This is a genomic window from Shimia marina, assembly GCF_001458175.1.
Lineage (GTDB): Bacteria > Pseudomonadota > Alphaproteobacteria > Rhodobacterales > Rhodobacteraceae > Shimia > Shimia marina.
The window spans coordinates 252,574-265,351 of the sequence record NZ_CYPW01000024.1; the positions used below are offsets into that span (position 1 = coordinate 252,574).

Below are 12,778 nucleotides of genomic sequence, written 5' to 3' on the forward strand. Positions count from 1 at the left end.
AAGAAAAAAGCTCCCGCACCATGGCGGGAGCTTTTTGGTTTGTTGCACTGTTGCGCAAGGATCAGGGGGTGATCTGTTGGCGTAGGGCGCTGTTTTGGCTGGGCATGACGCCGTGGGTGTGGCCGCTGCCGTTTTCAAAGCTCACGTAGCTTTTGCTGCCGTAATAGCCAAGGAAGCGCATTTGTGCGGCGGCGTCCTCAAGATCATCGGCGGAGATGTAGAGCGTCATCTGGCCATTGTTTTCCTTTTCCAGCCAGACGCGGGCGGCCCCGTCTTGCGCATGGGGGAAAGCATGCCCTTTTTTGGCGGTATAAAAGGCATCGACCTGTGCCGTGGTACCAAAAATCAGATCGATGTCATGTGGGCGCTCTGGGCTCCAGTCGAGGGTGACTGTCAGGGTGTCCTCCAGAATGGCGCGGGTCTGTGCAGCGTCTTCGGCGTCTGGAGCGGCAAGGGCGGCGTTAAAGCCGCTACCGGCGAAGGCGTTGTCCAGCGTGGGGCTGAGTTCATCCTGAGCGGGCCAGCGGGCGAGTTCAAAATCCGGATCCACATGCACATGCAGCGGCGTGTCTGTCAGTGGCAGGGCGTAGCTCTGCGTGTTTTCTGACAGGCGCAGGGTGTGGGTGTCACGGCCCTTGGTGGTTTCCACCACCACAGGCACCAGCATGTCATAGACGGGACCTTCCTGTGACAGGGTGAGGTTCAGGCTGGCATCTTCGCTGATGTGCACATCGCGCAGATGCAGGCGCGGCAGGCTGGCGCGGGTGAGCCACTGCGCAAAGAAGGGGCTCAGATCACGTGCGCTTGCGGTTTCAAAGGCGGTTTGCAGCTCTGCCCAACTGGCTTCTTTGTGGATGTTGTCCTGATAGAACTGACGCAGGCCCGTATAAAACATCTCCGTGCCAAGCTCGCTGCGCAGCATGTGAAACACCAGAGCCGCCTTGCCGTAGCCTTCGCCCTGACCGCCGCTTTGATGGCTGGCGGAGCGGAAGGCGGTGAGCGGTTTCATGTCTTCCGGGGCGATCAGGGCCAATTGGCGCAGCCAATCCATGCGCATCTGGCGGGCCACATCGGCGCCTTTGTCCTCTGCCAGACCGTAGTCTGCCATGAAGGTGGTGAGCCCTTCGGACCAATTGCCCGCGTCATAATCCACCCGCACGGCATTGCCCCACCAGCTGTGCAGGATTTCATGGGCGAGGGAGCGCTCGCTCATATAGTCATGTGGCAGGATGGAGCGGCCCACATAGGTGAGACCGGCAAAGCCAAGCCCCACAGGAATCGGCGCGGAGACCACGGAGAAGGCCGCATAGGGGTAGGGGCCGATCTGAGCTTCGAAGCGGTCGATGTAGTGCCCGCTGGCGCGCAGGTAGATGTCTGACAGACCCGCCTCTTCGGCGTGAAAATAGGTGCGCAGGCTGATGGGGGCGTTCTGACCCTGATGGGGGCGTTCCTGAAGCTGGTAGCGGCCTGCAAAAATGCCAAGGGATGTGGCTGGGCCAGAGAATGTAAAGCGCAGGTGGCGCTGATCCTCCTCGATGCGGTCTTCCAGAATGGTGCCGGTCACCGCAACCTGATCTGTGGCGGGCACGGTGATGGTGATGTCATGGGGGCCGTTCTCTGTGCCATCTGCGGGCTGTGGGAGCCAGCCGCCGCCGGTGAGATAGCTTGCCTCCTCAGACCAGCCGTTGATCCGGGTGGGGGACTGGAGTGCGGGCAGTTGGCCGCTGAAATGCGCGCCCTCGTCGGTGAGCCAGTCCGCAGTTGGCGCGCCTGTCTGTTCAGAGGTGATCACTATGGCGCCGGTGGCGGTGTCCAGCGTGATCTGCGCAGTATTTGGTTCGGCGGAGGGTGCGCCGGCAAAGGCGATGAACAGCGCTGTGGAAAAACTCAGGGAGGGGCGGAGGCTGCGGGGCATGTGGATCTCCTACGTGTCGCAGGTGTCGAAGGAAAAAGTGGCGCATCTCGCGATGCGCCACCTGATATGTGTGAAGCTCTGGATTAGAAGGTCAAGTTTGTCCCAACCCAGACGGTGCGGCCGCGCACCCATGGGCTGGTGTCGCTTGAGGTCCCGGAGGGCATGCGGTCAAACAGGTTGTTGACCTGCACATCCAGCATCAGGTCGTTGCCGTTGCCAACCTCTGCCACCTTGAAAGACGCGTTCAGATTAAACAGCACATATTTCTTGAATCTGTGATCTTTGTACTCTGAATAAAGTGGGCCGTTTGGATCAGGCCGCGTCACGCCATCATAGAGGACACCGCTGTATGCATCGGTGAAATCCGCTACGAGACCGAGGCTCATACCGCCATCAAACCATTGAGACCGGATTTCCGCAGTTGCGCGGAAGGGTTGATCCAGATTGCCAAGGTTTTCGTCCCATGCGCTGCGGTTGTAGGCTTGGCCGTTGTACCAAACATCGCGGCTTTCTTGACTTGGGGTTGCGAAGTATGTGCCGCCAACACGGTTGCTGTCAGACCAAGTGAGCGAGGTATAGATGCCCAGATTGTTCAGATGCGGAATGTTGGTTGGTTGCCAGGTTTTCTGATATTCAAGCACCAAGGACTTGTAGTCACTTTCGCCGCCATTGGTCAGGGTCGGTGATGTCGAAGTGCCTTCATTGGTAAACAGATCCTTGCCTTTACGTTGCAGTGCGCGCACACGCCAGAAGCCATTTGTAAAGCGATCCTTGATGCCGAGCGCGACGGAGAGTTCATCGTTGTAAGGCGTGTCAAGGCCACGACCACTATAGGAGGTTTCTCCACCGTTGAAGGTTTCGTTCCAAGGCAGCGTTGGGTCGCCAAACCGCAGGCCCATGCGGGTTCTTGGCAAGGCGTCCTGCACTGCGTAGGCGAGATAATTGTCGTCATAGTACCGGTTGGCACCAACAGTCAGAGAGAAGCCATCCGAAGGCGCCCATGTTGCGCTCAGACGTGGGGCAATGTCGACATTCTCAAGGACGTCATTGTAATCCATGCGCAGGCCGCCGCGCAGGAAGAAATCCCCAAAAGTCTGATCGATTTCGGCATAAGCACCGACCTTGGACGCCGTCACATCCAGATTGTAGGCATCAATGGTCTGGCGTGCCCAGAAGTATTGCTCAGCTGTACAGCTCGGGTCGCCGGGATTGCAGTTGCCTGCGGTGTTTGCAAATGTGCTGGTATAGTACTCCACAGCTTCACCACGCCGGTTCACGTCGTAGTACTCAAGCTCAATCCCTGATTTGAACGTGCCGTTGCCCACTTCACCTGACACTTTTGCATCCAAGCCAATGCGATTGTCTTGGAAGTACTTGCTGCCGGTGCCGCCGGTCTGGCACATTTGTACACCGCCTCCGGCGACTGGATCGCAACCTTCTATGCCAGCGGAGAGGTCATTGCCGTTTCGATCCATGCCGATCCAGTTGAATTGCTGATTTTCGTCCTGCGTGTTTGCAATTTCATTGCGTTGCAGGTTTACGCCCAGATCCAGTGTGGCGTTGCGCATGAACCAGAGGTTTCCGATATCCCTCTCATAGCCCACTTCGCCCAGAAGTGCCTGGTTCTGGATATCCAGTTTCACATCACGCGTGTTTTCCAGATTCCAGTCCTGATCATAGTCCGTATAGTTCAGCGATCCTGTCAGCCGATCACCATTGTCGAGCTCATGTGTCAGGGCAAAGCGATAAAAATCGCTGCGGCTTTTGGAGTCGACCACTTCTGAGCCAAACTGCGGTGCGCGTTGCTTTTCAGCCGTTGCTCGCTGCGTGGAGTAACCAAACATGACGGCGGTGTTTTCAGAAACCGGGGTTGAGTAATCCAGTGAGAAATTCTGTTTGGTCCACTTGGGCTTTGCCCGATTATTGGGGTTCTCTTTGTCCTCTGTACCCAAGGAGTATTTCGCAAAATCATCACTTTGGAAGGAGTAGCTGAGTGCACCGCGCGCTTCTTCGAGGTCTGGTTTGCGCAGTTTATAGTTTACAGAGCCACCAAGGAAGCCGCCGTATTCTGCGGAAACATTGGAGTCCATCACCTCAACCTGTTCCACCATACTGGAAGGAACGTACTGTGTTTGGGAATGCCCTCCGTAAAAACCCAGCAAGTCGGGAACAACGCTTTCATCACCCTGAGTGGAAGGGCTTGCCGGTGTGACAACAGAGTTGATCCCGATCCCGTCGATCATGATGTTGTTCTCATTGACGCGTGCGCCCGAGATGGAAATTTCCTGCGGCTGGAGGTCAAGCACGTCATCGGTACCTTCGCCGACGTCGTCATTGACTTCACCATCTTCGTTCACATCAGAACGGTAGTGGACGTTGGGCAGACCGACGAGGGCGCTGTTGGCGTCTTGACCGTTGCCGCGCAGCAGGATTGAGTCTTGACCCAGAGTGGACGTGCCTGAGTTGGCAGGATCGTCTTCGTCGATGGTGTTGCTGGCGATGCCGCCGTCATCGGTGCCCTCACCAGAGGTCTGGCCCTCGGCCTCCTCTGTGGGAACGCCCACCACGATGTCATCAAGATCGGTTGCACTTTGCGCCATGGCAAAAGGCGCAGCAAAGGGCGCAGCCACAAGCATCGTGCTTGTGAACAGCAGCGCCCGAACAGAGGAATGCCGCATGAGGCCCACCCTTCGGAGTCGTTTTGAGAATGTGTTTTGATGTGGGCTAGCTCAGGTTCCTGTTGCGGAACTTTGGCATCGCTAACATGCCATGTGTCAGCCTTTTTCTGAGTCTACAAGAGGGAATGAGCGATTTTCCACTCATTCACGGGTTGTTCTTGGATTCGTGACTTGACAGTTGAGGTGCTTGAGACGAGTAGATCGACGCTTCGCCCGCCGTGCCACCCCTATGTGCACATGCCAGCCGCCTGACCTCGTGTGATCTTTGTGAGACAGCGGGGGTTGGTTTTTTTGGCGGCCTTGATCTCAGACCGCTTTTGTCTCCTTGAAGCGGGGTTAGATCGTTGAAAACAATTCAATTTACCTTGTGTCTGTGCCTTGCCATGGGGGTGCTGTTGATGGGGTTTGTTGTGCGTTTTCAGGGCGCGCCACAATCCTCCGGGGCGACGGGGCAGGCTGTTATGTCGCTCGCGGCGTCCTCAAAGGCGGTCAAGGCGATGGTGCAGAGTTGGGAGGCCCCTCCATCGGTGGCCGCCGCCGTTGTACAGCGTTTGAAGGCTGTGGAAGCTACGCCACTCGCTCTAGAGTTGCCAAGCCGGGCTCTGCGAGCGCAGGTAAAGCTGGTGGTGCCAGAGCAGACCAAGCTTGACATGCAGCCGGATCAGTTTTCCCCTCCGGAGATGGTGACGCAGCCACATGAGCCGCCGCCGGATGTGAAACCAGCCGCCGTGGCCTCTGTCAGTCACAGCAGCACCGCCACGGCTGTTCCGCAGCAGCAATCCGTGAGTGCGGCGACGCGGCAAAAGCAGCAGGCCAAGGGAAATGCGAAAGGCAGTTCCGCCGGGAAAACGGGGCGACAGTCTGTTTCATCCAGCAACAGTGCAGCGCAGGTTAGCCCAGAAAAACTCTGGGGGGCGGCGGTGCGTCAAATGGTGGAGCGCAACAAGCGGTATCCGGCCAAGGCCCGGGGCCAGACTGGACGTGTGCGGGTGCAGATCACGCTGGCAGCGAATGGGCGGTTGCGCCGGGTTGTGGTTGTGACGTCCTCGGGGGTGCGTGCGCTGGATCGGGCGGCGATTGCAGCGGTGCGCCATTCCAAGCGGTATCCCAAGGCACCTGAAGGGTTTGGCCGCGCGCAGCACAGCTTCAACCTGACCATTAGTTTTGCACAGAAATAGCGCCGTCTGGCGCGGCCAGAATACGGGCGGCTTCGCTTTGCAGCACGTCGGCGAGCACATCGCTGCCCGGGCGTGGTTGCGGCAGGTTTGGCTGTACAAGGGCGAGCGCGCGGCTGGCGGCGGGATCATTGATCAGATGCAGGCGCACATCGGTGCCTCGGCGCCGTTCGGTGGCGGCATAGATGGACGGGAGAATGGCCACGCCCGCACCGGTGGCTGCCATCAGGCGAATGGCGTCCAGACTGGTGCCCTCATACTCATCGGATACCCGCCCGCCAGCGCTGGCAGCGAGGCCCGCCACAATGTGTGACAGCCGATGACCGGACCCCAGTGTGAGCAGGGTCTGGCCTGACAGCGCGTTGAGCGGCAGGGTGCCCTGCGGACTGCGCAACGGGTGATCAAGCGCCAGCGCGGCCCAGAGCTGTTCGGTAAACAGATGGGTGGACTGGGCACCGGGATGGTCCTCGGGGGTGGAGATGATCATATCGAGCCGACCGCTGCGCAGACCTTCATCAAGATCACGGGTACTCTCTTCGCGTACAATCAGGCGGAAGTGGGGGTGCTCACGGTGGAGCCGTTGTACCACGCCGGGCAGAAGATAGGGGCCGATGGACGGCAAAACCCCCAGACGCAGGCGGCCCTGAAAGATCCCGCCGCCTTGAGCTGCGGCGCGCAAGTCTTTGTGTTCATGTAGGATTTGTCGAGCACGTCTGACCACATCCTCGCCCACGGGGGTTATTTTGGCACCGCTGCGCCCGCGTTGAAACAGCGGCGCGCCCAGATCCGCCTCAACCTCTGAGAGTTGAGCGGAAAGGCTGGGTTGGCTGACGTTGAGCTGGGCGGCGGCCAGACCGATCTGGCCGGTGTCCGCCACGGCAACGATGTATTCCAATTGGCGCAAGGTGGGGCGCATGCATAGCCTCAAACTATGAAAAACAGAGGTATCATATATTTGAATCTATGTATGTGGCAACAGATATAGCGGCCCACAGACCAAAAGATCCGCGCCACAGCTGGCCAGGGATCAGCACCGTCAGAAGGGACAGCTATGGAACTCTCAATCGCCGCTCTGGCGAGCAATCTGCTCGCGCCGACCATTTTGTTTTTTGTGCTCGGATTGGTGGCTGCCATCGCGCGCAGTGACCTGTCGATCCCTGAGGGGGCGGCGAAGTTCATGTCGATCTACCTATTGATGGCGATTGGGTTCAAAGGCGGGGCGGCGGTGGCCAAAAGCGGGGTGGATGGGCATCTGCTGTCTGCACTGGGGGCGGGGGTGGTGCTGTCGTTTGTGTTGCCCTTTGTGGCCTATGGGCTGCTGCGGGTGATGACCCGGCTGGATGGGCTCAATGCGGCGGCGGTGGCTGGGCACTACGGCTCTATTTCCATTGTGACCTTTGTCACCGCTGTGAACCTGCTGGAGGCGCGTGGGGTGGCCTCAGAAGGCTATATGGTGGCCGTGGCGGCGGCGATGGAGGTGCCTGCGATCATGTCCGCGCTCTGGCTGGCGGCGCGCAAGAGCGGGCAGGTGGTGATGGGCGGCGCGTTGCTGCGCCACATCCTTGGCAATGGTTCTATTGTGCTGCTGTTGGGCGCCTTTGCGATTGGCGCCGTCACGGGGGAAAAGGGGCTCAATGATCTGCATCCCTTTATTGTGGTGCCGTTCACTGGCGTGCTGGCGCTGTTCCTGCTGGATATGGGGCTGTCTGCGGGCAAGAGCCTGTTGGCAAACCGCAAAGATATCTCTGGCGGGGTGCTGATCTTTGGATGTGTGATGCCGCTGGTCGGGAGCCTGTTTGGATTGGCGGCGGCCAAGCTTGTGGGGCTGTCGGACGGGGGCAGCTTCCTGATGATGGTGTTGAGCGCCTCGGCCTCATATATCGCGGTGCCGGCGGCGATGCGGCTGGCGCTGCCACAGGCCAAATCGGGCATTTACCTGTCTCTGGCGCTGGGCGTGACGTTTCCTTTCAACCTGACACTGGGGATGCCGATCTACTATGCGCTGGCGACCCTGTTGTGACGCGAAAAGGCCCCATCATGCGGATGGGGCCTTGTTTCTCTGTGATTGAGGTGGCCTATCCGGCTTTCTTCGTCAGCGGCTCTGCAGCGGTGGTGTCGCTGTCTTTCGCGGTGTCGGGCGCATCCTGATCGCGCGCGTCAGGCAAGGCCCAAAGTTCACCGGGGGCTTCGCCATTTTCCAGAGTATCTGACAGCACAACCCGGTTCCGACCAAGCGCTTTGGCCTGATAGAGCGCGTCATCCGCGCTGCGCAGGAGCATCTGAGGCAGGGTGCCATGCTCCGGGAAGATCGCAAGACCGACGGAAATGGTCACGCGCGGCAGGGTTTTCTCACCGTAGCGCACCTTGATGTTTTCCACAGCGCTGCGCAGACCTTCGGCCCGCTCCTGTGCGGTCTCGCGGTCACAATTGGGCAGGATCACGGTGAATTCCTCACCACCGGGACGGCAGGCCACCTCGTCACCATCACAATCCTGTTGCAGCACCGAGCCCACGGCGCGCAGCACCATGTCACCGGCATCATGGCCATGGGTGTCGTTGAATTTCTTGAAGTGGTCCACATCAATGGCGATCACCGAGAAGGGATCTGTGCTGCGCTGGCTGTCATTGATGGCTTTGCGCAGGGTTTCTGTCATATGGCGACGGTTGAACAGGCCGGTGAGCGGGTCACGCACAGATTGGTCATGCAGTTCGTCGCGCATGCGCACATTGGCGATCGCCATGGAAATCTGTTCAGAGCACATCTGCGCCAGATCGCGGTTGGCATGAAAGATCTCCGCATCTTTGCTTTTGGCGCGTAGGTGCAGCAGGCCGACGGTTTCGCCATGCGCCAGAATGGGGAAGCAGAAGTAAGGGTGGTCATTGTGCGGCTCGGCGTGAGAACAGGTGAAGTTGATTTCACTGTCGCCGTATTCATAGGTGCGACCGCGGCGCAGGCCCCAGCATTCATCCGGGTGGATGTGATCTTTGTGATTGCCGCCATTCCAGCTGGCCCAGCCATCCAGCACATCGCGGGAGTTGGAATAGACGTAGATGCTGCCCTCGCTGTCAGGCAGGAGGTGGGTCATGAAGCGTTTGACCATGTCAAACAGCTCATCCAGAGAGCGGCTGGATTGCAGCCATTCGTTCAGCTCGCCCAGCAGTTTGACATTGCGGGCAAGTTTGAGCTGTTCGTTGAGGAGATCCTTCTCTTTGGCGCTGCGGCGGGTGAGGGCGCGGTACTGTCTGCGGTTTGAGCGAAACAACAGCACAGCCACCACGCCGACGGTGGCAATGGCCAATGCGGTGAGTGCAAACAGCAGGACGCGCACGCGCAGCAGGAAGGTTTTGCGCACGTCGGTGATGTCGGTATAAAATTCCATCGCGCCAATGACCGCGCCGCCCGAAATTACCGGTTCGAAGATTTCCGCAACCTCATGCGTGGAGACATCCTCAGACAATGCATGCAGGACCAGACCGTCAATTTCGGAGGCTGGTTTTTGCTCGCGGTGGTAAGATGTGATGCCGTTTTGCAGGGCTTCTTTGGGGAAGTGTTCGATATCGAGATAGCCGATGTCCTCTGGCCGGGTGGACCAGATTACCGTGCCTGAGGAGTTGTAGAGCTTGAAGCGATAGACATCGGAGGCTTCAGGCAGCAATTGCAGATAGGAAATATCCTCTGATGTCAGCCCGCCTGCGATGAATGAGTTGTCAGGATCTTCCAGATGGAGGATCACGCGGCGGTGCCAGAGCTCTGAGTGTTTGCGAATGTCAGACTCCATCAACCGTTCCACAATCGGGAGGGAGATCTGCAGCACGCCGAAGATGGCAACAGCCAGCCCGGAGAGGCCGAATAAGAGAGTGAAAGTGAGTTTGGCGAACCTGCGCATGGGAGGAATCCTAGACTGAAGATCACCTTCGATTTTCGCAACAAAGGTTAAGGGATTGGTAAAATCCCTTTTGGCTTTCCCTCGACAATTTGTGGTAAAACGCGCGTGGATTTGCCCTTGCCACAGCCAGAAGTTGACTGGATCGGCACAAGGGCTTTTGCGAGCCATCTTGCCCCCTTTGCGGCTCTGCGCTATCACCCTGATCTGAACCTCATAAAAGGCCAAGACCCATGCGCGCAGAAGCTCAAAACACTGTCACAGAGATCGAGAAATCCCTGACCCTTTTGCGCCAGCGTATGGATTGGGAAACTGCTGCCTATCGTCTGGAAGAGTTCAATGCGCGGGTTGAAGACCCGGATCTCTGGAATGATGCAGAGGGCGCGCAAAAGTTAATGCGGGAACGCCAGCTTCTGGTGGATTCCATGGACACAGTGAAATCCATCGAGACCGAGTTGAACGACAATGTCGAGCTGATCGAATTGGGCGAGATGGAAGAGGATGATGAGGTTGTCGCTGAGGCCGAGGCCGCGCTGAAGGCGTTGGCGGAAAAGGCCGCAGAGAAAGAGCTTGAAGCGCTGCTGGATGGCGAGGCGGATGGCAATGACACCTTCCTTGAGATCAACTCCGGTGCGGGCGGCACGGAGAGCTGTGACTGGGCCTCGATGCTGGCGCGGATGTATGTGCGCTGGGCTGAGAAAAAAGGCTATAAGGTCGAGTTGCAGTCGGAGACTGCCGGTGAAGAAGCGGGTATCAAATCAGCGGCTTATAAGATTTCTGGCCACAATGCCTATGGTTGGTTGAAGTCAGAGAGCGGCGTGCACCGTCTGGTGCGGATTTCGCCCTATGACAGCGCCGCCAAGCGTCACACCTCCTTCAGCTCTGTCTGGGTCTATCCTGTGGTTGATGACAATATTGAGATTGAGGTGAACCCGGCCGATATCAGAATTGACACTTACCGTTCCTCCGGGGCTGGTGGTCAGCACGTGAACACCACCGACTCTGCGGTGCGGATCACCCACAATCCTACGGGCATTGTGGTGACCAGTTCGGAGAAGTCGCAGCACCAGAACCGTGATATTGCCATGAAAGCGTTGAAATCGCGGCTCTATCAAATGGAGCTGGATCGGCGCAATGCGGATATCAACGCGGCCCATGAAGCCAAAGGGGATGCGGGCTGGGGCAACCAGATCCGCTCTTACGTGTTGCAGCCCTATCAGATGGTCAAAGATCTGCGTACCAGCCATGAAACCAGTGACACCAAAGGTGTGTTGGATGGCGATCTGGATGGGTTTATGGCGGCAACGCTGGCCATGGATGTGGCAGGTATGAGTCGTGCTGACGCGCAGGCGGATGAATGATCAGATGTCGCAATCAGAGGGTGAGCCTCTGAACAGGTTGCGGGATGTTTTGCACCAGATTGGGTGATCAGGATCCAAGGTGAAGATGTGAAGGCGTGCGCTAAAAAGGTGCGCCTTTTTCCTTTGTGACTTGCCCTGAGCGGAGCTTCGTGCTGCGATTGCTGCTGAGGGGAGAAGCGGATGAGCGCGTTTTTGGATTGGGATGCTGCGGTGCTTGTCGCCGCGCTCAGGGAAGGGCGGCTGACGGCAGAAGCGGTGATGGCGGCAACGCTGGATCGTATTACCGCGCGCAATGAGGCGGTCAACGCGATTGTGGATGTGCGTGACCCTTCGGCGTTGATTGCAGAGGCGCGCGCGGCGGATGCGGTGCCCTATGACGCGCGCGGTGCGCTGCATGGTCTGCCCATGGCGATCAAAGCACTGGCCCATGTCAAAGGCACGCGCAACACCGAGGGCAGCCCGCTTTATGCCGATCGCATTTCAGAGGGAGACAGTGTCTTCGTGGCCCAGTTGCGGGCGGCGGGCGCGATCTTCATTGGCAAGACCAATGTGCCGGAGTTTGGGCTTGGCTCGCACAGCTACAACCCTGTGCATGGGGTGACGGTAAACCCTTATGACAGCAGGCGGACGGCTGGGGGCAGCTCGGGTGGCGCCGGTGCGGCGCTGGCGCTGGGCATGGTGGCCTTGGCGGATGGCAGCGATATGATGGGCAGTCTGCGCAATCCGGCGGGATGGAACAATGTCTATGGGTTCCGGCCAAGTTGGGGCGTGGTGCCGCGTGAGCCGGGGGCGGAAAGCTTCTGGCAGCAGCTCTCCACCATTGGTCCCATGGCGCGCAGCCCAAGAGATTGTGCCCTGCTGCTGTCGGTGATGGCGCAAGATCACCCTGCTGTGCCCTTCAATATGCCAGAGCAGGACTGGGACATTGGCGATCAGGGGGATATGTCTGGCGCGCGCATTGGCTGGCTGAAGGACTGGGGCGGGGCGATGCCGATGGAAGCAGGGATCGTGACCCTCTGCGAAGCGGGGCTTGCTGAAATGGCGGCGCTGGGTGCGGAGGTGTCAGAGCTTCCGGCGCCATTTGATGCAGAAGAGATGTTTGAGAGCTGGAGCGTGTTGCGTGCCTTTGCGCTCGCAGGGGAGCTGGCACCGCTTTATCTGGACACGCGTAAACGCGACCGCCTGAAACCTGCGGCACAATGGGAGATCCAGCGCGGCCTTGATTTGAGCGCACTGGCGCTGCATCGCGCCACAAAAACACGCTCGGCATGGTTCGCACGAGCGGCGGCTCTGTTTGAGGAATATGATGTGCTGGCCCTTCCCGTGGCACAGGTGTTTCCTTTCCACGCAGACTGGGACTGGCCGCGCGAGATCGCCGGGGTGGCCATGGACAGCTATCATCGCTGGATGCAGGTCATGGTGCCTGCGAGCCTTCTGGGATTGCCTGCGATCAGCCTGCCGGTGGGGTTTGATCCGCGCGGATTGCCCATGGGCATTCAGTTGATCGGTGCCAAGGGGCAGGACAGGCGGGTGCTGGAAATCGCGCAAGCCTATCATGTTGCAACCCAGTGGCCGCAAAGACGCCCTCCGGTTGCGTCTGATGGTTGATTTTACCGTCCAAAGCCGCTTTGATCCTCTCTGAGGAGACATAACTGGGAGGAGCCGTCTTGGAGGAGACAGCACAAGCAACCGCGGATCGTGCAGCAGGCGCGCCGCAGGCAGCGGAAAACGAGCTGGAGCATGGTGTGCCTCCGCTGGGTGCTGT

At 58.8% G+C, this 12,778-nt stretch carries 8 protein-coding genes; 4 read left to right on the forward strand and 4 right to left on the reverse strand.

What is annotated here, in order from left to right:
• Positions 1-61: 61 nt before the first annotated feature.
• Positions 62-1,915, reverse strand: a complete 1,854-nt coding sequence (locus SHM7688_RS12005; protein ID WP_058240164.1) for a M1 family metallopeptidase — start codon at positions 1,913-1,915, stop codon at positions 62-64.
• Positions 1,916-1,998: 83 nt separating this feature from the next.
• The gene (locus SHM7688_RS12010; protein WP_058240165.1) at positions 1,999-4,593 is read right to left on the reverse strand and encodes a TonB-dependent receptor plug domain-containing protein; all 2,595 of its coding nucleotides are present in this window, start codon (positions 4,591-4,593) and stop codon (positions 1,999-2,001) included.
• 344 nt (positions 4,594-4,937) lie between these two features.
• On the opposite strand from SHM7688_RS12010, the gene SHM7688_RS12015 reads away from it, so the two are divergent.
• Positions 4,938-5,771, forward strand: coding sequence for an energy transducer TonB family protein (locus tag SHM7688_RS12015; protein WP_144432574.1), 834 nt, complete (start codon positions 4,938-4,940; stop codon positions 5,769-5,771).
• Here the strand turns inward: SHM7688_RS12015 and SHM7688_RS12020 are convergent.
• On the reverse strand, positions 5,752-6,684 hold the full coding sequence (locus tag SHM7688_RS12020) for a hydrogen peroxide-inducible genes activator (protein WP_058240167.1): 933 nt from the start codon (positions 6,682-6,684) through the stop codon (positions 5,752-5,754). The genes SHM7688_RS12015 and SHM7688_RS12020 overlap by 20 nt on opposite strands.
• Positions 6,685-6,819: 135 nt before the next feature.
• On the opposite strand from SHM7688_RS12020, the gene SHM7688_RS12025 reads away from it, so the two are divergent.
• On the forward strand, positions 6,820-7,788 hold the full coding sequence (locus SHM7688_RS12025; RefSeq protein WP_058240168.1) for a sodium-dependent bicarbonate transport family permease: 969 nt from the start codon (positions 6,820-6,822) through the stop codon (positions 7,786-7,788).
• A gap of 55 nt (positions 7,789-7,843) precedes the next feature.
• Here SHM7688_RS12025 and SHM7688_RS12030 read toward each other — a convergent pair whose 3' ends face one another.
• Positions 7,844-9,655, reverse strand: a complete 1,812-nt coding sequence (locus SHM7688_RS12030) for a sensor domain-containing diguanylate cyclase (RefSeq protein WP_058240169.1) — start codon at positions 9,653-9,655, stop codon at positions 7,844-7,846.
• A gap of 230 nt (positions 9,656-9,885) precedes the next feature.
• On the opposite strand from SHM7688_RS12030, the gene prfB reads away from it, so the two are divergent.
• Both prfB and SHM7688_RS12040 read left to right on the forward strand, forming a co-directional pair.
• Positions 9,886-11,013 (forward strand): peptide chain release factor 2, encoded by a 1,128-nt coding sequence (prfB, locus tag SHM7688_RS12035; RefSeq protein ID WP_058240170.1) that lies wholly within the window; start codon positions 9,886-9,888, stop codon positions 11,011-11,013.
• A gap of 180 nt (positions 11,014-11,193) precedes the next feature.
• Positions 11,194-12,621 (forward strand): amidase, encoded by a 1,428-nt coding sequence (locus SHM7688_RS12040; RefSeq protein WP_058240171.1) that lies wholly within the window; start codon positions 11,194-11,196, stop codon positions 12,619-12,621.
• Positions 12,622-12,778: the final 157 nt, after the last annotated feature.